This window comes from Micromonospora sp. WMMC273 (assembly GCF_027460285.1).
In the GTDB taxonomy this organism is placed as follows: Bacteria; Actinomycetota; Actinomycetes; order Mycobacteriales; family Micromonosporaceae; genus Micromonospora; species Micromonospora aurantiaca.
In genome coordinates this window covers 2,915,968-2,938,936 of the sequence record NZ_JAPZBE010000001.1, presented here as the reverse complement: position 1 = coordinate 2,938,936, position 22,969 = coordinate 2,915,968, and the positions used below count along the sequence as shown (strand labels likewise).

The window sequence follows — 22,969 nt, the reverse complement described above, 5'->3', positions numbered from 1 at the left end:
CGGCGCCGCCCGGTGCGCGCGCGGTACGCGCCCGGTCAGCGCCGCCGGTGACGCTGACCGCCATGACCGACGACGCGACGGCCGTACTGGCCGACGGGATACGAAAAACGTACGGACGCACCACCGCGCTGGACGGCTTCGACCTGGCCGTGCCGGCCGGCACCGTGTACGGCGTGCTCGGCCCGAACGGGGCGGGCAAGACCACGGCGGTGCGGATCCTCACCACGCTGCTGCGTTTCGACGCCGGCCGGGCCCGGGTGGCCGGGCATGACGTCGCCGCCGAACCGGACCGGGTTCGTGAGGCGATCAGCCTGACCGGGCAGTACGCGGCGGTCGACGAGGTGCTCAACGGACGGCAGAACCTGGTGCTGTTCGGGCGGCTGCGCCGGCTGTCCGCGCGCCGGGCCCGCGGCCGCGCCGACGAGCTGCTGGACCGGTTCGGCCTGACCGAGGCCGCCGACCGGTCGGCCGGCGGCTACTCCGGTGGGATGCGCCGCCGCCTGGACCTGGCGGCGAGCCTGGTGGTGCCGCCGCGGGTGCTGTTCCTCGACGAGCCGACCACCGGCCTGGACCCGCGCAGCCGCAACGGCCTGTGGACGGCGGTGCGGGAACTGGTCGCCGACGGCACCACCGTGCTGCTGACCACCCAGTACCTGCAGGAGGCCGACCATCTCGCCGACCGGGTGTGCGTCATCGACTCCGGCCGGGTCGTGGCCGAGGGCACCCCGGAGCGGCTGAAGGCCCGCATCGGCGCCGACCGGCTGGAACTGGTGGTCCGCGACGCGGCGGACCTGCCCGCGGCGGCAGCCGTCGTGGAACGCGCCACCGGCACGACCGCGACTGTTGACGTCGAGCTGCGGCGCGTGGACGCGCCGGTGGCCGACCGGATCGCCGTGCTCACCGCCGTGCTGCGGGCCCTCGACGACGCCGGGATCGCCGTGGACGACGTCCTGGTCCGCCGTCCCACACTGGACGAGGCGTTCCTGCGGCTCACCGGCGGCCACGCAGACGCACAGCGGGTGGGGGTGGCGTCGTGAGGGCGCTGACCGACGGGTGGCTGATGGCCGGGCGGAACATGCGGCACGTGGTCCGCGCCCCCGAGGAGATCATCATCTACTTCAGCCTGCCGATCATGTTCGTGCTGGTGTTCGGCTACGTGTTCGGCAGCGGCATGTCCGTGCCGGGCGACGGCAGCTACCGGGAGTTCCTGCTGCCGGGCGTGTTCGTCATGACGATGCTGTACGGCCTCGGCGCGACCGCGTCGGCGATCGCGGCCGACGCCGGCCGGGGTGTGGTGGACCGGTTCCGGTCCCTGCCGATGGCCCGTTCGGCGCTGCTGTCCGGCCGCGCCGGCGCCGACCTGGTACGGGCCTGCCTGGAGATGACCACGCTGGTGGTGTGCGGGCTGCTGGTCGGCTGGCAGTGGCGCGAGGGCGCCGGCCCGGCACTGGCCGCGGTGGCGCTGATCCTGCTGCTGCGCGTCGCGATGACCTGGGTGGGCATCCTGTTCGGGCTGCTCGTGCCGAACCCGGACACGGTAGCGGTGGTGGTGTTCCCGCTGGCGTTCCCGCTGACCGCCCTGTCCAACGTGTTCGTCGCGCCGGAGCTGATGCCGGACTGGTTGGGCGCGATCGCCGCCTGGAACCCGCTGTCGGCCACGGTGGCGGCGGCCCGGGACCTGTTCGGCAACCCGGGCCTGAGCGGCGACTCATGGCCGGCCCGGCACGCGCTGGAACTGGCGATCGCCTGGCCGCTGGCGCTGATCGCGGTGGCCGCCCCCGCGGCGGTGCGCCGCTACCGGCGGCTGGGCCGCTGACACGGGGACCATCGGGGGGATGAAATCGGGGCGCGGCCGAAGCCGCGCCCCGATGCTCCCAGGCCCTTCCCGGCCGGTGGGGCGAAGACGATCGGCGCCGACCTTCGGACCGACCCGACGTGGACTGGCTGCCCCCGCCTGGCCGTTGTCTACTGGCCGTGCCTCTCATCCTGCCCGTACACCGGTAACCGCGGCCGGTTCGCGCCGCCCCGCCGACCCCCGCCCGCTGGACCTGGCCGCCGCAACCTTCCGGTCGCTCGGCCAGCGGACGAAGGGACGAAGCGAACAACAGCCGCTTCCCGTGGTAGGACTCAAAGACGGTACGGCGTAGACCCCCGCCGCTGTCAACCCACCCGGGCCTGTCGTGTGTTGCGACACGGCGTGTCGCGTCGGCGCGTCTCGATTCGTGAGGCCGGTTCAGGCGCCGAGGTGGTGCCGCAGCATGGCCGCCGCCGCACCCGGATGGTCGTCGGCGAGCAGCCCCGCGGCGGCCAGCACGTAGTCCACGTCGACGACCGGGCGGGCCGCCCGCGGCAACGCCCACCCGCCGGCGTGGTCGGTGAGCACCGCGTCGAGCACCGCCGCCGCGTCGCCCGGGTCGGCGTGCCGCAGCACCCCGCCGGAACCGACGAGCAGCTTCACCTCCCGCAGGTCCCGCCCGGCCCGCTCCCCCGTCGCCGCACCACGCGCGTGCCGCCGCAACGCCACAGTCGCGGCGAGGGCCGCGATGCGCCGGTCCACGGCCCGCTCACCGTCACCGGCGGGCAGGAACCCCGGGTCGGCGGCCCGTACCGCCGCCGCGACCGTCAGCTCCGCCTCCTCGGCCGCGTCCAGCAGCCGCTCCTCGGCCGCGGCGCGCACCACACCCGGCGCGCTCCACCGCATGCCCAGATCCCCCTCGACGGTGCGGGCCCGCCACAGCGTCCCGGCGACCTCCTGACTGGGGCCGCTGTCCCGCTCGTCGGGCGTGAGCACCGAGTACACGTCGGTGGTCGCCCCACCGACGTCCACCACCGCGAGGTCACCGCCGAGCGTGCCGGCGAGGACCTCCACGCCGGTGAGCACCGCGTCGGGGGTGGCGGCGCGGACCAGCCGCGCGAACCGGGTACCCCGGGACAGCTTCTTGCCGCCGATGACGTGCCGCAGGAACACCTCCCGGATCGCCGCCCGCGCCGACGTCGGCTCCAGCACCCCGATGCGGGGCAGCACGTTGTCCGCCACCGTCACCGGCACCCCCGCACCGGCCAGCAGCGCGTGCAGCTCGTCGCGCACGTCGGCGTTGCCCGCCAGGACCACCGGCACCCGCAAGCGGGCCTTCGCCAGCCGCGTCGCGTTGTGCGTCACCGTCTCGGCGTCGCCGCCGTCGGTGCCGCCCACCAGCAGCACCACGTCCGGGCGGGCCGCCCGCAACGCCGCCACGTCCGCCCCGGCGAGCCGACCCGCGGCCACGTGCACCACGTTCGCGCCCGCCGACAGACCGACCCGCCGGCCCGCCTGAGCGGTCACGAGCGGCTCGTAACCCACCACCGCCAGGCGCAGCCCACCCCCGGCCGACGAACACACGTACCGGGGAACCTCAGCGACCCCGGCCGACGCGGTGGCCGCGCCGACCGCGGCGTCCAGGCCGTGCAGGACGTCAGTGCCCACCGTGGTGGGCGCCGACGCCGCCGCGACCAGCCGGCCGCCGTCGAGGTCCACCACCGCGGCCTTCGTGTACGTCGACCCGACATCGGCGCACACGACGCTCCTCGGGCTCACGCCGGACTTGGCACGACCACCGTGCCGGTCGCGGTGACCGCCACGATCGGCTCGTCGAGCACCTCGGCGGCCGACTCGCCCCTGTCCGGGCGGCCCCGGCACACCACGGTCGCGGCGAAGTCGATGGTGCGGCTGCGGGTGCCCACCCGGGTCACCGTCGCCGTCACCTCCAGCACGTCACCGGCCCTCATCGGCGCCCGGAACTGCACGTCGGCGTACGAGGCGAACAACCCCTCGTCGCCGTCGGTGCGGATGCACACCTCGGTCGCCACGTCCCCGAACAACCCCAGCGCGTACGCCCCGTCGACCAGGTTGCCCGCGTAGTGGGCGTGGGAGTACGGCACATACCGGCGGTGGGTGACTGTCAGACCGACACGCGGATCGCTCATGCGACGTTCGCCTTCCTGGAGGTGATCAAAGCGTGGACGAGGTAACTGGCGACCTCACCCGGGGTGGTGCCACGGCCGAAGATCCGGTCCACGCCCAGCTCACCGGTCATCGTCTCGTCGAACCGCGGCCCGCCGACGATCAGCAGCGGCCGCCGCCCGGCCGGCATCGCCTCCCGGAACGCCGCCGACATCTCCCGCGTGTTGTGCAGGTGCGCGTCGCGCTGCGTCACCACCTGCGACACGAGCACCGCGTCGGCGCGTTCCCGCCGGGCCGCCTCGACCAGCTCCGGCACGCTCACCTGCGCGCCCAGGTTCGTGACCTTCAGCTCCCGGTAGTACTCCAGGCCCTTCTCGCCGGCGATGCCCTTGACGTTGAGGATCGCGTCGATGCCCACGGTGTGCGCGTCGGTGCCGATGCAGGCGCCCACCACCGACAGCTTGCGGCGCAACTGCCGCTTCACCACCGCGTTGACCTCCTTGGCCGACAGCAGCGGATAGTCGCGCTCCACCACCTGCACCTTCGCCAGGTCCACCAGGTGGTTCACCCGCCCGTACACCACGAAGAACGTGAACCCGTCACCGATCGGCTTGGCGTGCACCAGCATCGCCGGGTCCATGCCCATCTTGTTTGCCAGCTGCACCGCCGCGCCCTCGGCCCGCTTGTCGTGCGGCACCGGCAACGTGAACGACACCTGCACCATGCCGTCACCGGTGGTGTCCCCGTACGGCCGCACGACCGTCTTCTCGCTCATGAGGGTTGCTCCAGGATCTCCGTGGCCGGGTTGTAGTAGTCCGCCTCGTGCCGCGCCACCCCGGACAGGCCCTTCCCGCGGTCCGCCGGCCGCTTCATGATCCCGAACGTGCCCTCGGCGATCGCCGTCAGCAACGACTGGTCCCCGATGCGCTCCAGCAGGTCCACCGCCTCACCGAGCACCCGGTGCGCCCGCTCCTGGATGAACCCGCCCGGCGCCGGCACGAAGTCCTCGTGCAACCCGCCCGCCGCGCCCAGCACGTACCGCACGTTCTGCAGGGCGATGTCCCGGTCCGACAACCACGGCGTCACCACCGCCTCGGTCATCATCCCCACCAGCAGAATCCCCTGCCCGGTCATCGTGCCCACCAGGTTGAAGAACCCGTCCAGCAGGTTGCCCCGGAACACGTCCCCGGTCATGTGCTTCGTCGGCGGCATCCACTTCAACGGCGCGTCCGGGAACAACTCCCGCGCCAGCAACGCGTGCGCCAGCTCCAACCGGAACGACTCCGGCACATCCGGGTTGATCTCGAACGCGTGCCCCAGCCCCAGCTGCCAGTCCGCCAGCCCCGCCTCGTGCGCGAAGAACTCGTTCAGCAACTGCGACACCGTCACCGTGTGCGCCTCGTCCACCGCATCAGCGGTGGTCAGGTAGTTGTCCTCACCGGTGTTGATGATGATCCCCGCCCTCGCGTGCACCTGCCGCGAGAACCGCTGGTCCACGAACGTACGGATCGGGTTGATGTCACGGAACAGGATCCCGTACATCGAGTCGTTGAGCATCATGTCCAGACGCTCCAACCCGGCCAGCGTCGCCATCTCCGGCATGCACAGACCCGACGCGTAGTTCGTCAGCCGCACGTACCGGCCCAGTTCCCGCGACGACTCGTCCAGCGCCGCCCGCATCAACCGGAAGTTCTCCTGCGTCGCGTACGTGCCGGCGAACCCCTCCCGGGTCGCCCCCTCCGGCACGTAGTCCAGCAGCGACTGCCCCGTCGACCGGATCACCGCGATCACGTCCGCGCCGGCCCGCGCCGCCGCCTGCGCCTGCGGAATGTCCTCATAGATGTCACCCGTCGCCACGATCAGGTAGATCCACGGCCGCCGCGCCGGATCCCCGAACCGCTTGACGAGGCGGTCCCGCTCCGCGCGCCGCCGGTCGATACTGCGGATCCCCGCCGCGACCGCCTTACGCGACGCCCGCCGCGCAGCCGTCGCCGCCTTCCCCGACGGCTGCGCGAACCGCACCGACCCGGCCGCCGCCTTCTGCGCCAGCAACGTCACATCCGTGATGCCCTCACGCGCCAGCGCGTCGAACACCGGCGCCGCCACCCCGTGCCCCAGCCCCACGTCCGCGACCACCGCGTCCACGAGCCGGTTCACCCACGGAATACCGTCCGGGTCCGCGCCGGTCACCCCGGCCAGCCGCAGCACCGCCCGCTCCACCGACACCGTGGTGTGACTACGCGCCAGATCCACCACCGGCTGCCCGGCGCGGCGCGCCAACTCCCGCGCCCGCGCCACCAGCGCCGGATCCAGCCCAAGCTTCCCTGTCACGAAGACCCTTCCTGATAGATCACGTCACCGCGCAACACAGTGGCCCGGCACACCGGCAGCGGCGTCGGATCGTCCGCGCCCCGCAACTCCGGATCCTCGGCCAGCACCACCGGCAGCCCCCGCTCGACGCCCGCCGGGGTGTCCCACACCGCGAACGTCGCCGGCGCCCCCAACGCCAGCACACCCTCGTTGTCCAGGTGCACCGCCCGCCAGCCGCCGCGCGTGTGCGCCGCGAACGCCGCCCGCACACTCATCCGCTGCGCCGGGTTGTGATGCGCCGCCGCCGCCCGCACCGACCCCCACGGATCCAGCGGCGTCACCGGCGCATCCGACCCGAACGCAAGCGCCACCCCGACGCCGTGCATCGCACCCATCGGATTCGACTCCAGCGACCGCGCCAACCCCAGCCGCGACTCGTACATCCGGCCCGCGCCGCCCCACAACCTGTCGAACGCCGGCTGCATCGACGCCACGATCCCGTACTCCACGAACCCGGCGATCAACGCCTTGCTCATGATCTCCGCGTGCTCCACCCGGTGCCGGGCCGCCCGCAACCGGTCCACACCCACCGACCGGGCCGCCAGCCCGAACCCCGCGAGCACCGTCCCGATCGCCGCGTCCCCGATCGCGTGGAACCCGCCCTGCAACCCGTGCGCCGCACAATCAAGCAGATGATCACGCACCTGCTCCGCCGACACGTACCCGTGCCCGCACGCCCCCGCCTCACCGTCCAGGTACGCCGCCGACACGTGCGCCGTCCGCGACCCCAGCGCCCCGTCGGCGAACAGGTCACCACCCGCGCCCACCGCGCCCAACTCCCGGGCCTTCGCCGCACCCAGTAGCTCACCCCAGTACCCGTACACCTCCGGCACCCCCGCCCCCGAGATCGCCAGCAGCCCGGTGAAGTCCTCCTCGTCGGAGATGTCCGGACCACCGCACTCGTGCACCGCCGCGATACCCAGCGACGCCGCGTGCTCCAGGGCCCGCCGCTGCGCCGCCACCCGCTGCGCCCGCGTCACCGACGCGAACGCCGCCGCCCGCACCACGTGATGCGCGTCGCGCCGCAGCCACCCCGACGCCTCGTACCCGGCCGCCGACACCACCTGCGGGCACGCAGCCAGCAGCGCCGCCGACACCAGCGCCGAATGGATCGACGCCTGCGACAGATACACCCGCCGCCCACCGGCCGCCCGGTCCAGCGCCGCGGCGTCCGGCAACGTCGCGTCCGCCCAGCCCGACTCGTCCCAGCCGTGCCCCAGCACCACCGCGTCACCCGGCAGGCCCGCCGCGAACGCCGACACCGCCTCCAGCAGCCCATCCGCCGACCGCACCGCCGACAGATCCAGCCCCGACAACGCCAACCCGGTGTCGGTCGCGTGCACGTGCGCGTCAACGAACGCCGGCGTCACCAGCGCACCGCCCAGCTCCACCACCCGGTCCGCCCGCGGCGCCTCCGCGTCGGTTCCCAACCAGGCGATCCGCCCGTCCCGTACCAGCAGCGCCGTCGCGCTCGGGTCGGCCGGACAGTGCAGCACTCCGCCGCGATACAGCGTCGAGGGGTTCGTCATGGTCTCAGTCTGCCGTCAGACGCGCCTCGAACAGGCCGCGCACCCCCGGCTCGGCCCGCAACAGATCCAGCGCCAGCGCCGCGTGTCCCGGCACGTACCCGTTGCCCACCAGCATCGTCACGTCCGCCGCCAGGCCCTCCGCACCAAGCGCCGCCGCCGCGAAGCTCGTCGCCATCGAGAAGAAGATCACCGTACCGCCGTCCGCCGTGGCCAGCACCGCGCCGTGCTCACACCCCGGCACGTCCACGCACACCACAGTCACGTCTGCCGGCACACCCAGCGCCGTCGTCACCGCCGTCGACAGCCCCACCGGATCCCGCGCGTCCGCCAGCGCCACCACGTCGGCCAGCCCGACCGCCGTCAGCGCGTCCCGCTCCGAGTCCACCGGAACCACCCCGACGGTACGGGCGGCACCCGCCCGCCGCGCCGCCGCGAGAGACAACGACCCGCTCTTGCCGGCCCCACCGATCACCGCCACCGACACCGGACGCGGATCACCCTCACGCGAGCGCCGCGCCACCTGCTCGGCCACCACCCGCGCCGTCAACGCCGGCGCCCCGCACACGTCCAGCACCGCCAGGGACAGCTCGGGGTGCAGGTCCGGCGGCAGCACCGCCGCGATCGACCGGGCGAACAGGATCGCGTACCCGTCGCACGGCACCTGCTCGCTGCGCCCGTCCCAGCGGGCCAGCCCGTCGGTGATCGTCAGCGGCGTCAGCGTCAGCGACACGAGCGTCGCCACCCGGTCACCCGCCTTCAGCCCCAGCGGCGAGCGGCGGCCCGCCTCCTCGACGGTGCCGATCAGCATGCCGCCGGAACCGGTCACCGGGTTCTGCATCTTCCCCCGGGCCGACACGATCTCCAGCACCTCGGCGCGGACCTTCTCCCCGTCGCCGCCGTGCTTCTCCGCCAACTGCCGGAAACTCGCCGCGTCCAGGTTCAGCCGCTCGACCCGGATCCGCACCTCGTTCGCCGCGATCCGCGGGTCCGGGTCCAGCCGCCAGGCCGCCTGCGGGAGCACACCCACCGGTTCCACGACTCGGTGCAGACCCACCGGTGACGTCACGCCGACCCCCTATGTCCAGCCGCCCGAACCCCCGGCCAGGGGTCGCGTCGCGGGAAAACTTCCGGCAGACTAATTTCTTCACCGCAGATTTTCCAGTAGCCTACGCATCCGTTGATCAACCCGCACGCTGACGAGGAGGGGCCGTGACCCAGACCCAACCGGTGGAGACCATCCCGACGCCCCGCCCCGCGCCGGTCGCCGTCCCGACCGCCGGACAGCCCTACGAATACCGCCGCGCGCCCCTCGTCGAACCCGACTGGACCCGCTTCCCCGGCTGGCGCCACATCACCCGCGAACAGTGGGAGAGCGCCCAGTGGCAACGGGTCAACTGCGTCAAGAACATCAAGCAGTTGCGCGCCGTCCTCGGCGACACCGTCGACGAGACCTTCTACGCCGACCTGGAGGCCGACCAGAAGGCGCTGGCCACCATGTCCATGCTGGTGCCGCCGCAGATGCTCAACACCATGGTGCCGTTTGAGCCGATGAGCACCGAGGCGCTGCTCGCCGACCCGATCCGCCGCTACATGATCCCGGTCGCCTCCGACCGGCGCACCGACTGGCCGTCCCACCCGTACGCCAGCCGCGACAGCCTCCACGAGCACGACATGTGGGTCGCCGAGGGTCTCACCCACCGCTACCCCACAAAGGTCCTCGCCGAGCTGCTCTCCACCTGTCCGCAGTACTGCGGCCACTGCACCCGCATGGACCTCGTCGGCAACTCCACCCCCGCCGTCGACAAGCTCAAGCTCACCCTCAAGCCGGTCGACCGCTACGACGCCCACATCACCTACCTCAAGGCCCACCCCGGTGTGCGTGACGTTGTCGTCTCCGGCGGCGACGTCGCCAACGTGCCGTGGCGCAACCTCGAGTCGTACCTGATGCGCCTGCTGGAGATCGAGACGATCCGCGACATCCGGCTCGCCACCAAGGCACTCATGGGCCTGCCCCAGCACTGGCTCCAGCCCGACGTGGTCGAGGGCCTCGAACGCGTCGCCCGCACCGCCGCCCGCCGCGGCGTCAACCTGGCCATCCACACCCACGTCAACCACGCCCAGTCGCTGACCCCGCTGGTCGCCAAGGCCGCACAGACCGCGCTCGACGTCGGCGTCCGCGACGTCCGCAACCAGGGCGTGCTCATGCGCGGCGTCAACGCCACCAGCGCCGACCTGCTGGACCTCTGCTTCGCGCTCCAGGGCGAGGCGGGCATCCTGCCGTACTACTTCTACATGTGCGACATGATCCCCAACGCCGAGCACTGGCGCGTCCCGGTCTGGCACGCCCAGCAGCTCCAGCACGACATCATGGGCTACCTGCCCGGCTACGCCACCCCGCGGATCGTCTGCGACGTGCCGTTCGTCGGCAAGCGCTGGGTGCACATGCTCACCGACTACGACCGTGAGCGCGGCATCTCGTACTGGACGAAGAACTACCGCACCTCGATCGAGTCGGCCGACCTGGAGGCGCTGAACAAGCGCTACGCCTACTACGACCCGATCGACACGCTGCCCGAGGCCGGCCAGGCCTGGTGGCTGGCGCACCGCGACGACTGACCTCGGCCGCCAGACCCACGACGGCGGGCCACCTCTGCAAGAGGTGGCCCGCCGTTTCGCGTACTCACTTGTTGAAGGCGTCCTTGACGTCGCGGCCCGCCTGCTTGGCGTGCTCCCCGGCCTGCCGGGCGCGCGCCGTGCTCTGCTCGGAGGCGCCCTCGGCCCGCAACCGCTCGTTGTCGGTCACGTCGCCGATCCGCTCCTTGGCCATGCCGCTCATCTCCTGGGCCTTGTTCTTCGCCTTGTCGGTGAAGCTCATGTCGCCCTCCCTCGTCCGGCTACGCCTTGCCCTTGTCGCGTCCCCGGTGACTGTCGGGTCAAACGCTGTTGACCGGCGCACATCGCGTAGGGCGTCCTAGGATAATAGGTTGGAGAATCCTCGCCCGGTCGGGAAGTCCCCGGCGTGGTTGACTGAGCCGGTGAACGAGATCCTGCTGATCCGGCACGGCGAGACCACCTGGAGCGCCGCGCACCGGCACACCTCGTACACCGATCTGGAGCTGACCCCCGACGGCGAGCGGCAGGCCGGCGCGCTGGCCCCGCTGCTCGTCGGCCGGCGATTCGCCCGGGTGCTGTCCAGCCCCCGGCAGCGCGCCACCCGCACCGCCGCCCTGGCCGGGCTCACCGTGGACGCCATCGAGCCCGACCTGGCCGAGTGGAACTACGGCGAGTACGAGGGCCGCACCACCGCGGACATCCAGGCCGACCGGCCCGGCTGGTCGATCTGGGCCGACGGCGGCCCCGGCGGCGAGTCACCGGAGCAGGTGGGCACCCGCCTGGACGGCGTGCTGGACCGGATCGCGCCGCTGCTGGAGCAGGGCGACGTCGCGCTCGTCGGACACGGGCACAGCCTGCGCGTGCTCGGGGCGCGCTGGATCGGGTTGCCGCCCTCGGCCGGGGCGCTGCTGCGGCTGGACACCGCCACGCTCAGCGTGCTCGGGCACGAGCACGGCCGACGGGTGCTCAGGCGGTGGAACCTGCCGGCTCCGCCGACGGGCGGGGACGCCCCCGGCCGGTCAGCTCGCCACTGATCTTCGGCGGCCGGTTCTCGTACGGCGTGGACAACACCACTGTCGTGCGCGTGGTGACGTTCGCGGCGGTACGGATCTCCTGCAGCACCCGCTCCAGGTCGGCCGGGCCGGCCACCCGCACCAGCAGGAGATAGAAGTCCTCCCCCGCCACCGAGTAGCACGAGTCGATCTCGGGCAGGTGCGCCAGCCGCTCCGGTGCGTCGTCCGGCTGCGACGGGTCGAACGGCCGGATCGCCACGAACGCGGTCAGCGGCAGGTCCAGCGCCTCGAACGACACCCGCGCGGCGTACCCCTTGATCACCCCGCGTTGCTCCAGCCGGCGGACCCGCTGGTGCACGGCCGACACCGACAGGCCCACCCGCTCGGCCAGATCCGTGTACGACAGCCGACCGTCCCCGGTCAGCGCGGCGACGATGGCACGGTCGATCTCCTCCACGCGCTGCACAGTAGCCGGAAAAGCGCTCCCACGCCGTACCCGGCCCGCCGCGGTGACGCTCAGCGCGCCGTCCGGTCGCGCACCGCGTCCGCCGCGTAGTTCAGCACCTCCGCCATGTCCTCCTCGTCCAGGAACGGCAGATCGGTGAGGATGTCCGTGACGGACATGCCCTCGGTCATCATGGCCAGCAGGGTGGCCACGGGGATGCGCGACTGCCGTACGCAGGGCGCACCCCCCATGACGTCGGGGTCCACGGTGATCCGGGGGAAGGTCACCGCGACAGGCTAGCCCTTCGCCAGCGCGCGGGAGATGACCAGCCGCTGGATCTGGTTGGTGCCCTCGACGATCTGGAGCACCTTGGCCTCCCGCATGTACCGCTCGACCGGGTGGTCGGCGACGTACCCGGCGCCGCCGAGCACCTGCACCGCGTCGGTGGTCACCCGCATCGCCACGTCCGTGGCGAACAGCTTCGCCTTGGCCGCCTCGATCGAGTACGGGCGTCCGGCGTCGCGCAGCCGCGCGGCGGCGAGCGTGAGCGCCCGCGCGGCGGAGATCTGGGTGGCGGCGTCGGCCAGGTTGAACCCGAGCCCCTGGAAGTCGATGATCGCCCGGCCGAACTGGCGGCGCTCCCGGGCGTAGCCGACCGCGTAGTCCAGCGCGCCCTGCGCCAGGCCCACAGCGCACGCGGCGATGCCCAGGCGGCCGGAGTCCAGCGCGGACATCGCGATGGTGAACCCGGCGCCCTCGCCGCCGATCAGCCGCTCCGCCGGCACCCGGGCGTCGTCGAAGGCGATCTGCGCGATCGGCGAGGCGTGCAGGCCCATCGTGCGCTCGGCGGCCTGCGGGTGGATGCCCTGCGTGGACCGGTCGGCCAGCAGGCAGGAGATGCCCTTCGGGCCGGGCCCGCCGGTGCGGCAGAAGATGTTGTAGAAGTCGGCCACCCGGGCGTGTGTGATCCACGCCTTGGTGCCGGTGACCACGTACGCGTCGCCGTCGCGTACCGCCCGCGTGGTCAGGGCCGCCGCGTCCGAGCCACCCTGCGGCTCGGAGAGACAGTACGCTCCGAGCAACTCCCCGCCGATCATGTCCGGCAGCAGTTTGCGCTGCTCGTCGGTGCCGAACTGGGCCAGCGGGTAGCAGGACAGCGTGTGCACGCTGACCGCCTCGGCCACTGCCAGCCACCGGCTGGCGAGGATCTCCAGCACCTGGAGGTACACCTCGTACGGCTGGGCGGCCCCGCCGTGCTCCTCCGCGTACGGCAGGCCGAGCAGGCCGGCCCGGCCCAGGGTGCGCAGCACCTCCCGGGGGAACTCGGCGCGGGCCTCGAAACCGGCGGCGGCCGGGGCCAGCTCCCGGTCGGCGAGTTCGGTGGCGAGGTCCAGCAGGTCGTGGGCCTCGTCGGTGGGCAGGATCCGGTCGACGTTCATAGCGCGATGAGCTCCGTGGGGGTGGTGTTGAGCCGTTGCCCGCCGTCCGTCGTGCAGACGACGATGTCCTCGATCCGGGCTCCGTGCCGCCCGGCGAGGTAGATACCGGGTTCGACCGAGAAAGCCATGCCGGCCTGAAGCGGCCGGGGGTTGCCGGTCACCACGTACGGCTCCTCGTGGCCGTCGAGGCCGATGCCGTGACCGGTGCGGTGCAGGAAGGCGTCGCCGAATCCGGCGGCACCGATGACGTCGCGGGCGACCGCGTCGAGGGCCTCGGCTGTCACGCCCGGCGCGACGGCGGCCACGGCGGCGCGCTGCGCCTCCCGCAGCACCGCGTAGTAGTCCACGAACTCGGCCGGGGCGGGGCCGCCGGCGACGTACGTGCGGGTGCAGTCGGAGCGGTAGCCCGACGGCATGGTGCCGCCGATGTCGACCACCACCGGCTCGCCGGCGCCGATCGGGCGGTCCGAGGTGCCGTGGTGCGGGCTCGCGCCGTTCGGCCCGGCCGCGACGATGACGAAGTCGACGGCGGCGTGCCCGGCCGCCCGGATCGCGGCGGCGAGGTCGGCGGCGACCTCGCGCTCGGTGCGGCCGGGGCGCAGCCATTCCCCCATCCGCAGGTGCACCGCGTCGATCGCGGCGCCCGCCTCGGCCAGCGCCGCCACCTCGGCCGGCGACTTGCGGATCCGCATCTCCCGCAGCACGTCGGAGGCGAGCCGCTGGGCCGTACCGGGCAGCGCGTCGCGCAGCGCGAGGACCTGCTGCGCCCACATCCGGTCGGCCAGCCCGACGGCGCGGACCGGGCCGGGCAGCGCCGCGCGCACCAGCGGCCACGGGTCGGTGCCGTCGGCGTGGTCGACGATCCGGTACCCGGTGCCGGGCGCGGCCTCGGCGTCCGGCCGCTCCAGCACCGGCACGATCAGCGTCGGCTGCCCCTCGGCGGGCAGCACCAGGCAGGTCAGCCGCTCACCCTCGCGGGCGTCGTAGCCGGTCAGGTAGCGCAGGTCGGAACCCGGGGTGAGCAGCAGCGCGTCCAGGCCCGCCGCGGCGGTGGCGCGCTGGGCCGCGACGAGACGCCCGGCGGGGTACAGTTCCTCGATTCCCACACCCCGAAGCTTAACGGTCGTTTGGGTCCGGGCGGGAGTCCGGACGATGCCCGCAGACGCCGGCCAGCCGGTCCGCCTCGATCTTGGTCATGCCCGATGCCTGGAGCAACTCGCCGACCACGATGAACAGCTGCGAGGCCACGATCGTGCCGGAGAAACCCAGACCGGCGGCACGCGCCCGGCCGGCGTCCCGCGCGGCGTCCCGCGCCCGCGCCCGCGCGATGTCCGGCGGCCGCCCGGCGAGGAAGTCCCGGTGCAGCAGCCGCAGCGACTGCCCGAACGCCTCGACCCCGGCCGGCAGGGCCGCCGGAACCGGCTCCCCGGCCTCCAGCAACGCCACCACCCGGCGCACCATGTTGCGGCTGTTCGTGTACGCCAGCTCCAGGTGGGCGCCCGCGTTCTCGTAGCGGCGCAACTGGGCCCGTCGCCGCCACCGCCACGGTGACAGCGACGTCACCTCCCGGGCCGCCGCGACGATCTCGGTGGTCTGCTTCCGCTCGGCCTCGGCCGCCTCCAGCCGGCCCAGAGCCGCCTCGGCCGCCCCGGCGTCCCGGGCGGTGAGCGCGTCCGCCGTGGCCGTCAGCTCGTTGGCGAACAGGTCCAGCGTGGGCCCGGCCGCGCGGTGCACCACCCGGACCGGGTTCAGCGGCAACAGCAGCAGCGCCACCACCACCGCCACCGCGCCGCCCACCAGCGCGTTCGCGGTACGCGGCACGGCCAGGTCGGGCGCGTTGGGCTCCACGGTGCCCAGCAGCACAGCGGTGCTGCCGGCCTGTACCATCACGGCGCCGTTGCCCCGGATCACCACCGCCAGCGAGATGGCGAGCGCGACCACCAGGCCGGTCTGCACCGGACCGGCCCCGATCAGCTTGATGATCAGGTCGCCGACCAGCACGCCGACGATCACACCGCCGAGCAGTTCGGCGGTACGGCGGATCCGGTTGCCGATCGCCGCCGCGATGGTGCCCACCGCAGCCGCCGGCGCGAACAGCGGCTGCGGGTTCTTGAGCAGCGTGCTCGCCACGTACCAGGCCAGACCGGCGGCCAGACCGGCCTGGAGAGCCACGATGAAGTACCGGCGCAGCCGCTCGTACGCCTCCCGGACCTCGCGGCGCGCCGCCGGAGCCACCGGGGTCACCGCACCACCCGCCTGCCCGGGCGCCACAGGCACGACGGCTCCGGCTCGATAACGCCCCCCTCTACCCGCCGGGCCGCACGGTATTCCCGGCGCCGCCCGCGACGGCGCTCCTGTCGTACCCGTGGTCCATGATCCTTGTCGTCACAGCGGCACGGATCACGGCCGGCGACGGCGTCCCGGCGTGCCCGGCGGCGGCCGGCCGGCGGGGAGGTCGGGAAGATGACGGAGGCGACTGACGCCTCGTGGCGACGGCGCAGCGTGCTGCGGGTGGCGCCGCCCGCGCGGGCCCGCAAGCTGGCCAAGGTGCCCTTCGTGGAGCTGGCCGACGGGCGGTTGCAGGGGGTGGTGTCCAGCGGCTCCGACGTGGAACGGGTCTACGTCTCCTCGGTGACCGCCGGCACGCACGCGGTCAACTGCAGCACCAACAACAACCGGCCCTGCGGCGGCCTGCGCGGCACCATGCTCTGCAAGCACCTGCACGCGCTGGCCGACGAGGCGGTCCTCCAGTACGGCGCCGAGCAGGTCGCCCGCTACCTGCGGGTGGACGTGGGCGACGGCGTCGACAGCGGCACCGCCCTGCTGGCCCGCACCGACGCACGGCACGAGCCGGGCCCGGCCGCCGTGGTGTTCAGCCGCTTCCTGCGCCACCTGGCCTACCTCGAGATACCCGCCGACACGGCAGCGGTGCCGGAGCTGCACTGGTTCCCGGCCACTGCGGCGGTGCGCTGATGCTCGCCGCACAGCTCACGCAGCTCCACGACGGGACGATCCCCGCGCTGGCCGAGACGCTCGCCGTCGTCGACGGTGCCGACGACACACTCACCGCCGGCCTGGCCCGCCTCGACGAGCCGGGCGCCGCCGCCTGGGCCGCACTGGCCGGCGCGGTCGGCGGCACGCCGCTGGGCGCCCGCGTCACCGAGGCGGCCGGCGCGGTGCGCACCGGCGCGCTCACCGAGGACCACCTGGCCGCCCTCGCCGGGGCCCGCGCCGCACTGCTCGGCGCGGCACACGACGCCCTGCTCGACCGCCTCGACACGGCGCTCGGCCGGCTCCGCGCCCCGTGGGCCGCCGCGCCCGAGGCCCCGGCGGCGCCTCCTCCCGCCCTGGCCGGCGCACAAGCCTGGCTGCACGAGCTGGCACTCGCCGGCTGGCGCGGCGCCGACCACGAGCTGCTCTCCGGCGCCGCCGCGCCGGTCGAAGCCGCGCTCGCCGAACCGGCACTGCGCCGCATCGCGGTGCTGCTCGACGGCCTCGCCGCCGAGCTGCGCGCCGCCCTGCCGGTGGCGGCCCTGCCGCAGGTGCCCACCCGCCGGTGGGCCGACCTGTGGACCCGCGCCGTCCTGCTCAGCCACGGTGCGCACGGCGAGACCGCGCCCGGCGAGCCGGTCTCCGGACGGCTGCTCCCCCTCGGCGTCGACGTGCACGAGCACGACACCGCGTTCCAGGCACAGGTGCACGCGCTGCTCGAACCGGCCGGCGGCGGCACCGTCCGGCTGGTCCGGGTCACAGTGGTCGCGGCGAAGGTCGCCACCATCGTCGGCCCGGCCGGCTGGCGGTTGCTGGAGGCGTACCCGATCCTGCTCACCGCCCTGGCCCAGCGGCGGTCGATCACCGTCACCGACCTGACCGCCCACGGCGCGGACCTGCGCTGGGCCGAGGAGCGGGCCACGCTCGGCGAGCCGGCCGACCCGTTCGCCACCGCCCGGGTGCTGCTCACCGGCGCCACCGCCGCGGCGACAGCACCGCTGCTGCGCCATCCCGCCGCCATCGCCGAACCGGTCCTGGTCGAGGGCTACATTGTCCGCGACGACGACGGCGCCCCGGCGCTCGACCTCGACGGCCGGTCCCTGCGCCTGGCCACCGGCCGGCTGCCCGCCGCCGGGCCGCTCACCCCGGCGCTCGTCGCCGCCTCCACCGCCTGCCTCGGCCTGCTCCGCTGGGACGACGGCCGCTGGCTGCTGCAACCCCTCGCGGTCCGGGCCACCGTCAGGAAGCAGACCGTCGAGGCGCACAACGGCGACTGGGCGTGCGGCGTCACCGACCCGAAGACGGCGAAGGCCGAGGCCAAGGCGGGCGACGCCGTGGCAGTGCTGCGCGAACGCGCGGGACGGTTGCTGCGCCGATGACCGACGACCGCACCCACGCCAACCGCCGCCAGGTGCTCTACTGGCGGCTGCTCGCCCGCCTGTTCAGCCCCGACGAGCAGCCCGGGCTGGAGTCGGCGAGCGTCGCCGTCGTCGACGACCTCGGCCTGCCCGCCGCGCTGCTCGACCCGGCCGTCTCCGTCGACACCGTCGTCCAGCGCTTCCCGGCCCTCGCCGACGAGCTGCGCGGCCTGCTCACCCCCGGCGACGACACCACCGCCGCCGGGCCGTTCCAGCCGGCCGAGACCGAGGTACGCCGCGCCGCGCTGGCGTCCAAGCTGCTGCTCAACGTCTTCGCCACCGGCGGCGGTGAGGTCAGCGCCGGGCAGCTCGCCCGCTGGCAGGCCGACGCCGGCTGGTTCGAGCAGGCGTGCGGCGCGCAGGCCGGTGAGCTGCGCCGCGGGGGCACCGGCCTGGGTGCCACCCTCGCCGGGCTGGAGGGGGACCTGGTGGCCCGGATGCGGCTGCGCGAGGTGCTCGCCGATCCGTCGCTGGCCGCCCGGCTGACCCCGAGCATGTCCCTGATCGAGCAGCTCCTGCGGGACAAGTCCAACCTGTCCGGAGTGGCGCTCGCGAACGCCAAGTCGCTGATCCGCCGCTACGTCGACCAGGTCGCCGAGGTGCTGCGTACCCAGGTCGCGCAGGCCACCGTCGGGGCCGTCGACCGGTCCGTGCCGCCCAAGCGGGTCTTCCGCAACCTCGACCTGGACCGCACCATCTGGCAGAACCTCACCAACTGGAGCCCGGACGACGAGCGCCTCTACGTCGACCGGCTCTACTACCGGCAGACCGCCCGGCGGACCACCCCGTCGCGGCTGATCGTGGTGGTCGACCAGTCCGGCTCGATGGTCGACTCGATGGTCAACTGCACCATCCTCGCCTCGATCTTCGCCGGCCTGCCCAAGGTCGACGTGCACCTGATCGCGTACGACACCCGGGCGCTGGACCTCACCCCGTGGGTGCACGACCCGTTCGAGGTGCTGCTGCGCACCAACCTCGGCGGCGGCAACGACGGCCCGGTCGCCATGGCCCTGGCCCGCCCCAAGATCGTCGAGCCGCGCAACACGGTCATGGTCTGGATCTCCGACTTCTACGAGTTCGACAGGTCCCAGCCGCTGTTCGACGGCATCGAGGCCGTGCACCGCTCCGGGGTGAAGTTCATCCCGGTCGGCTCGGTCAACAGCTCCGGCAACCAGAGCGTCAACCCCTGGTTCCGGCAGCGCTTCTCCGACCTCGGCACCCCCGTCATCTCCGGCCACATCCGCAAGCTCGTCGCCGAGCTGAAGAACTTCCTCACCTAGGAGAGCACCCCTGATGTCCGACATGCTCCGCGCCCCGGCCGAGGTCAAGTACGCCGACGAGCTCGCCTACCTGGAATCGGTCGACACCGGGCCGAAGCCGTTCTCCTGGCGACTGAGCCCTCGCATGGTCCGGCTGTTCGTGCTCGGCTCCGAACGCGCCGACGGCCTCGACCGGGAGATCCCGCAGAAGTGGTTCGGCGACCGCAGCTTCGTCGAACGCAGCATCGTCACGCTCGCCTCCGACCGCGGCCTTCTGCTCATCGGCGACCCGGGCACCGGCAAGAGCTGGCTCGCCGAGCTGCTCGCCGCCGCGATCTGCCGCAACTCCACGCTCGTCGTGCAGGGCACCGCCGGCACCACCGAGGACCACATCAAGTACTCGTGGAACGTCTCCATGGTCATCGCCCGCGGCCAGTCCCGCGACTCGATGATCCCCTCCCCCATCATGACCGCGATGGAGCAGGGCGTGATCGGCCGGTTCGAGGAGCTGACCCGCTCCACCAGCGACGTCCAGGACGCACTCATCTCGATCCTGTCCGAGAAGTACGTCTCCATCCCCGAGCTGGACCACGACAACATCGTCTTCGCCAAGCCCGGCTTCTCGATCATCGCCACCGCCAACAGCCGCGACCGGGGCGTCAACGACCTCTCCTCCGCGCTGAAGCGGCGGTTCAACTTCGTCCGCATCCCGGTGGTCACCAACAAGCGCAGCGAAGCCGAGATCGTCCGCTTCCGCACCGAGGAACTGCTGCGCCGGCACCGCATCGAACTCGACGTGCCGCCCACCCTGCTCGACATCCTGCTCCAGAGCTTCGCCGACCTGCGCGCCGCCGCGTCCGCCGCCACCAGCGACGACGAGAAGCTGGAGTCGGCGCTGTCCACCGCCGAGCAGATCGGCGTGCTGGAGGACGCGATCCTGCACAGCCAGTTCTTCGGCGACCGCACCCTGCGCGCCCAGACGCTCGCCGGTTCGCTGATGGGCTCACTGGCCCGCCGCGCCCCGGAGGACCTGGCCATCCTCAACAAGTACCTGCACGGCGTGGTCGAACCCCGCGCCAAGGCCGACGGTGGCGACTGGGAGGGCTTCCTCGACGGCGGCCGCCAGGCGATCGCGTCGCTGTCATGACCGCGCCCGCACCCACCGGACTGTTCGGCCCGCTGCGCGAGCAGCTCACCGAAGCAGCCGCCGCGTTCGCCGGCTCCCCGGACGCGCTCGCCGGCATCCTCGCCGGGATGGTCAACGACGTCGACCGGGCGCTCCGCGAACGGCTGGAGATCTTCCCGGTCTGCCACCACTCCCCCGCCTCGGCGCTGGCCATGGCGCGACGGCTGCGCGCCCGGCCACCCAAGGTGATCTACCTGGAGCTGTGCGAGGACCTGCGACCGCTGCTCGACGAGCTGCGCAACTGCCGCCTGCCGGTCGCGGTGCAGGCGTTCGCCACCGAACTCGACGGCTTCCCCGCCGAGTGGAGCCCACTGAGCGTTGTCGCGCCGGTCACCGAGGCGTCCGCCGAATACCAGGCCATCGCGTACGCCCTGGACACCCCCGGCGTGGAGCTGGTGCTCGTGGACCGCTCCACCGACCACGTGTTCCAGTGGACGCACCGCGACGACACCGGCCCGGAGTGGGGCTCCGGCGCTCCGTCCTCGGATGAGGACGCGGGACTGCACGGCGACGCGGTCGGCGTGGAGATCGGCGACCTGCGCCCCCGGTTCGCCGAGCTGGAGGCCCACCTGCTGCACCACGGCAAGGTGCGCCATTGGTCGGAATGGTGGGACCAGTACGTCGAACGGCCGCTCGCCGACGCCGACCACGACACCTACCGGCAGGTCATGGTGCTGATCGGCAGCCTGTTCCGGCGGCTGCGCCCGTCCCGGTCCGCCCGCGACGAACGCGACGAGGACCGCGAACGGTACATGTGGACCCGGATGCGGCAGCACCTCGCCGAAAGCGGCGCCGACCCGGCCGACTGCCTCTACGTCTGCGGCGCCTTCCACGCCGCCAGCCATGTGGAACAGTTCGGCCTCGACTCGACCGCGCCGGACTTCCCGATCAGCCCGCGCACCGGCACCCGCTGGCGCTACGGCCTCATCCCGTCCAGCCACTCGGCCATCGAGGCGCAGTTCGGGCTGGCCCCGGGCACCGTGTCCATCGCCGCCGCCAACTGGACGGCAGCGGTCGGCCGCACCCGGCTCACTCCGTACCGGCTGGCCGGGCAGCGTACCGAGAAGAAGGGCCGCCGCTCCCGCTCCGCCGCACCGGTCCCGGCGGGCCCGGCCACCGACCGGCTCAGCGGGTTCCTCGCCGCCCCGCCCGTCCTCGACGAGTTGGACGAGGCCGAACTGCGCGGCTGGTGCGTCGACATCGTCCGGCTCGCCCGCCGCAACGGCTACCTCGCCAGCACCGCCGACGCGATCGCCGTGTTCGAGACGTCGATCCTGCTCGCCACCATGCGCAACCGCGCACGGCCCACGCCGTACGACTTCGCCGACGCCGCCGTGACCTGCATCGAGAAGGACGTGGTGCCCGGCCGCCGCGACGTCCGCCGGCTCTGCGAGATCCTCCTCGGCGGCGACCGCGTCGGCCAGGTCGGGTACGACTCCCTGCCGCCGCTGGCCCGCGACGTCCTGGACCGGCTGCGCCCCCTCGGCCTCGACCTGGAACGGCGCACCGTGCAGCGGGCGCTGCTCGACCTGCGGGCCGACCCGGCGCTGGCACCCTGCTCCGACCTGCTGTGGATGCTGCGGCACCTGCTGCCGGCCGACGCGGTCCGCCCGATCATGGGCGAGCGCCGCCTCGGTCACCGCTCCGAACAGGAGAGCTGGGACCTCGCGCTCGGTCGCAACCAGCGCGCCCTGATCGAGCTGGGCTACGAGGGCGTCACCGTCGAGCAGGTGCTGGAACAACGGCTGCGGCGGGCGGTACGCGGCCCCGACGCGACAGCCGCCCGCGCGCTCGCCGCCGTCGAGGACGCCATCCGGCTGCTGGACAGCCCGCGCCTGGTCGACGAACTCGGCGCGCGGGCGGTGGAGCTGCTCGCCGCCGAACGCACAGTGGACGACGCACCGGAGGTGCTGCGCCGCATCCGGCGGCTGCTCGCCCACCACCGCACCACCGGACCGGTGCTGCCCGCCTGGTGCCGGACGTTCGTCACCACCGGATACGCCCACTACTGCACGCTGCTGCCCACCGCGTTCGTGGACGAGTCCACCGGCGTACGGCAGGTCGGCGCGATGCTCGGCTTCCTGTTCAGCATGGAGAGCCTCGCGTTGTCGCTCGGGTGCGACCGCACCCAGCTCGAACTGGCCGTCGCGCAGGCCCACCCGGAGGCGCCGGCCAAGCTCGCGCTGCTCTGGGCCGCCCGCCACCAGCTCGGCCTGCTGCCGCTGGCGCGCCTGCGCGAACAATGCGCCGAACTGCTCGCCAATCCGCTCGTGGTGCCCGCGTTCCCGCAGTACCTGTCCGGCTTCGTGCACGCGCTCGAACCGGTGCCGGGGCTCGCGCCGTTCGTGGTGGAGACCATGTCGTCCGCCTTCGCCGGACTGCCCGACCCGGTGCTGCTGCCCTGGCTGCCGACGCTGATCACCACACTGCGCGAACACGGTCCGGAGCTGGTGCCGCTGCTGGTCCGCGAGGCGGAACGCACATTCCCCGCCACGCTGCCCGCGCTGGACGCCTGGTCACCGCCGTGGGCGGCCGCGCCCACCCCGTCCGCCGCGTCCGCGCCGTCCCCGGGAACCGGTCCGGTACACGGTCTGCTGGTCGCTTACCCGGAGGCGGTCGACGCGGTGGCGGCGCTGCTCGGCTGCTCCGGCGACTGGCAGCCGCTCGCCGACGACGGCACATCGCCGGATGACGGGGCGTCGGTGCTGCTCGCCGCGCACCCGGCGACGGCTCACGCGGTGGCGGCGCTGCTGGCGGACTGATCGA

Annotated in this window: 21 protein-coding genes; 9 read left to right on the top strand and 12 right to left on the bottom strand. The window is 73.4% G+C overall.

Going from position 1 to position 22,969, the window contains the following annotated elements:
* Nucleotides 1-62: 62 nt before the first annotated feature.
* Nucleotides 63-1,037, top strand: coding sequence for an ATP-binding cassette domain-containing protein (locus tag O7611_RS13665; RefSeq protein ID WP_269696965.1), 975 nt, complete (start codon nt 63-65; stop codon nt 1,035-1,037).
* A complete protein-coding gene (locus O7611_RS13660) occupies nt 1,034-1,816 on the top strand; it encodes an ABC transporter permease (protein WP_194802513.1) in 783 nt (260 codons plus the stop codon). The genes O7611_RS13665 and O7611_RS13660 overlap by 4 nt, the downstream gene beginning before the upstream one ends.
* 417 nt (nt 1,817-2,233) lie before the next feature.
* On the opposite strand, the gene O7611_RS13655 is transcribed toward O7611_RS13660, so the two are convergent.
* From O7611_RS13655 to O7611_RS13630, 6 genes are read right to left on the bottom strand one after another with little or no spacing between them, the layout of a single operon-like run.
* Nucleotides 2,234-3,556, bottom strand: a complete 1,323-nt coding sequence (locus O7611_RS13655; RefSeq protein WP_442929345.1) for a glutamate mutase L — start codon at nt 3,554-3,556, stop codon at nt 2,234-2,236.
* 14 nt (nt 3,557-3,570) lie between these two features.
* Nucleotides 3,571-3,963, bottom strand: a complete 393-nt coding sequence (locus O7611_RS13650; protein WP_194802511.1) for a hotdog domain-containing protein — start codon at nt 3,961-3,963, stop codon at nt 3,571-3,573.
* Nucleotides 3,960-4,715, bottom strand: a complete 756-nt coding sequence (locus O7611_RS13645) for an OAM dimerization domain-containing protein (protein ID WP_030502414.1) — start codon at nt 4,713-4,715, stop codon at nt 3,960-3,962. Before O7611_RS13645 ends, O7611_RS13650 begins: the two co-directional genes overlap by 4 nt.
* A complete protein-coding gene (locus O7611_RS13640; protein WP_269696963.1) occupies nt 4,712-6,271 on the bottom strand; it encodes a lysine 5,6-aminomutase subunit alpha in 1,560 nt (519 codons plus the stop codon). Before O7611_RS13640 ends, O7611_RS13645 begins: the two co-directional genes overlap by 4 nt.
* Nucleotides 6,268-7,839, bottom strand: coding sequence for an amidohydrolase (locus O7611_RS13635; protein ID WP_269696962.1), 1,572 nt, complete (start codon nt 7,837-7,839; stop codon nt 6,268-6,270). The genes O7611_RS13640 and O7611_RS13635 overlap by 4 nt, the downstream gene beginning before the upstream one ends.
* Before the next feature lie 4 nt (nt 7,840-7,843).
* A complete protein-coding gene (locus O7611_RS13630) occupies nt 7,844-8,905 on the bottom strand; it encodes a zinc-binding alcohol dehydrogenase (RefSeq protein ID WP_269696961.1) in 1,062 nt (353 codons plus the stop codon).
* A 143-nt stretch (nt 8,906-9,048) separates the two neighbouring features.
* On the opposite strand from O7611_RS13630, the gene O7611_RS13625 reads away from it, so the two are divergent.
* Nucleotides 9,049-10,455, top strand: a complete 1,407-nt coding sequence (locus O7611_RS13625) for a KamA family radical SAM protein (protein WP_194802508.1) — start codon at nt 9,049-9,051, stop codon at nt 10,453-10,455.
* A 64-nt stretch (nt 10,456-10,519) separates the two neighbouring features.
* On the opposite strand, the gene O7611_RS13620 is transcribed toward O7611_RS13625, so the two are convergent.
* Complete coding sequence (locus O7611_RS13620; RefSeq protein WP_073829538.1) at nt 10,520-10,714, bottom strand: CsbD family protein; 195 nt, start codon at nt 10,712-10,714, stop codon at nt 10,520-10,522.
* Nucleotides 10,715-10,874: 160 nt separating this feature from the next.
* Between O7611_RS13620 and O7611_RS13615 the strand changes: the two genes are divergently transcribed.
* On the top strand, nt 10,875-11,486 hold the full coding sequence (locus O7611_RS13615) for a histidine phosphatase family protein (RefSeq protein WP_194802507.1): 612 nt from the start codon (nt 10,875-10,877) through the stop codon (nt 11,484-11,486).
* On the opposite strand, the gene O7611_RS13610 is transcribed toward O7611_RS13615, so the two are convergent.
* The 5 genes from O7611_RS13610 to O7611_RS13590 are packed head-to-tail and all read right to left on the bottom strand — an operon-like array spanning nt 11,419 to nt 15,626.
* A complete protein-coding gene (locus O7611_RS13610; RefSeq protein WP_128138189.1) occupies nt 11,419-11,922 on the bottom strand; it encodes an Lrp/AsnC family transcriptional regulator in 504 nt (167 codons plus the stop codon). The genes O7611_RS13615 and O7611_RS13610 overlap by 68 nt on opposite strands.
* Nucleotides 11,923-11,981: 59 nt before the next feature.
* A complete protein-coding gene (locus O7611_RS13605) occupies nt 11,982-12,197 on the bottom strand; it encodes a DUF433 domain-containing protein (RefSeq protein WP_269696960.1) in 216 nt (71 codons plus the stop codon).
* Nucleotides 12,198-12,206: 9 nt separating this feature from the next.
* Nucleotides 12,207-13,349 (bottom strand): acyl-CoA dehydrogenase family protein, encoded by a 1,143-nt coding sequence (locus tag O7611_RS13600; RefSeq protein ID WP_194802506.1) that lies wholly within the window; start codon nt 13,347-13,349, stop codon nt 12,207-12,209.
* Complete coding sequence (locus O7611_RS13595) at nt 13,346-14,455, bottom strand: M24 family metallopeptidase (protein WP_194802505.1); 1,110 nt, start codon at nt 14,453-14,455, stop codon at nt 13,346-13,348. Before O7611_RS13595 ends, O7611_RS13600 begins: the two co-directional genes overlap by 4 nt.
* A 10-nt stretch (nt 14,456-14,465) precedes the next feature.
* Complete coding sequence (locus O7611_RS13590; protein ID WP_269696959.1) at nt 14,466-15,626, bottom strand: FUSC family protein; 1,161 nt, start codon at nt 15,624-15,626, stop codon at nt 14,466-14,468.
* A 225-nt stretch (nt 15,627-15,851) separates the two neighbouring features.
* Between O7611_RS13590 and O7611_RS13585 the strand changes: the two genes are divergently transcribed.
* Genes O7611_RS13585 through O7611_RS13565 form a run of 5 tightly spaced genes read left to right on the top strand, consistent with a single transcriptional unit; the run spans nt 15,852 to nt 22,965 of the window.
* The gene (locus O7611_RS13585; protein WP_269698100.1) at nt 15,852-16,322 is read left to right on the top strand and encodes a hypothetical protein; all 471 of its coding nucleotides are present in this window, start codon (nt 15,852-15,854) and stop codon (nt 16,320-16,322) included.
* On the top strand, nt 16,322-17,719 hold the full coding sequence (locus tag O7611_RS13580) for a hypothetical protein (RefSeq protein WP_269696958.1): 1,398 nt from the start codon (nt 16,322-16,324) through the stop codon (nt 17,717-17,719). The genes O7611_RS13585 and O7611_RS13580 overlap by 1 nt, the downstream gene beginning before the upstream one ends.
* On the top strand, nt 17,716-19,038 hold the full coding sequence (locus O7611_RS13575; protein ID WP_269696957.1) for a vWA domain-containing protein: 1,323 nt from the start codon (nt 17,716-17,718) through the stop codon (nt 19,036-19,038). Before O7611_RS13580 ends, O7611_RS13575 begins: the two co-directional genes overlap by 4 nt.
* 13 nt (nt 19,039-19,051) lie before the next feature.
* Nucleotides 19,052-20,164, top strand: a complete 1,113-nt coding sequence (locus tag O7611_RS13570) for an ATP-binding protein (RefSeq protein ID WP_120569954.1) — start codon at nt 19,052-19,054, stop codon at nt 20,162-20,164.
* Nucleotides 20,161-22,965, top strand: coding sequence for a DUF5682 family protein (locus O7611_RS13565; RefSeq protein WP_269696956.1), 2,805 nt, complete (start codon nt 20,161-20,163; stop codon nt 22,963-22,965). The genes O7611_RS13570 and O7611_RS13565 overlap by 4 nt, the downstream gene beginning before the upstream one ends.
* Nucleotides 22,966-22,969: the final 4 nt, after the last annotated feature.

What these genes read in the sequence shown, in the direction of transcription:
- O7611_RS13665 (WP_269696965.1), top strand. Translation starts at nt 63, where the DNA reads ATGACCGACGACGCGACGGCCGTACTGGCCGACGGGATACGAAAAACG.
- O7611_RS13650 (WP_194802511.1), bottom strand. Translation starts at nt 3,963, where the DNA reads ATGAGCGATCCGCGTGTCGGTCTGACAGTCACCCACCGCCGGTATGTG.
- O7611_RS13645 (WP_030502414.1), bottom strand. Translation starts at nt 4,715, where the DNA reads ATGAGCGAGAAGACGGTCGTGCGGCCGTACGGGGACACCACCGGTGAC.
- O7611_RS13635 (WP_269696962.1), bottom strand. Translation starts at nt 7,839, where the DNA reads ATGACGAACCCCTCGACGCTGTATCGCGGCGGAGTGCTGCACTGTCCG.
- O7611_RS13620 (WP_073829538.1), bottom strand. Translation starts at nt 10,714, where the DNA reads ATGAGCTTCACCGACAAGGCGAAGAACAAGGCCCAGGAGATGAGCGGC.
- O7611_RS13600 (WP_194802506.1), bottom strand. Translation starts at nt 13,349, where the DNA reads ATGAACGTCGACCGGATCCTGCCCACCGACGAGGCCCACGACCTGCTG.
- O7611_RS13580 (WP_269696958.1), top strand. Translation starts at nt 16,322, where the DNA reads ATGCTCGCCGCACAGCTCACGCAGCTCCACGACGGGACGATCCCCGCG.
- O7611_RS13575 (WP_269696957.1), top strand. Translation starts at nt 17,716, where the DNA reads ATGACCGACGACCGCACCCACGCCAACCGCCGCCAGGTGCTCTACTGG.
- O7611_RS13570 (WP_120569954.1), top strand. Translation starts at nt 19,052, where the DNA reads ATGTCCGACATGCTCCGCGCCCCGGCCGAGGTCAAGTACGCCGACGAG.
- O7611_RS13565 (WP_269696956.1), top strand. Translation starts at nt 20,161, where the DNA reads ATGACCGCGCCCGCACCCACCGGACTGTTCGGCCCGCTGCGCGAGCAG.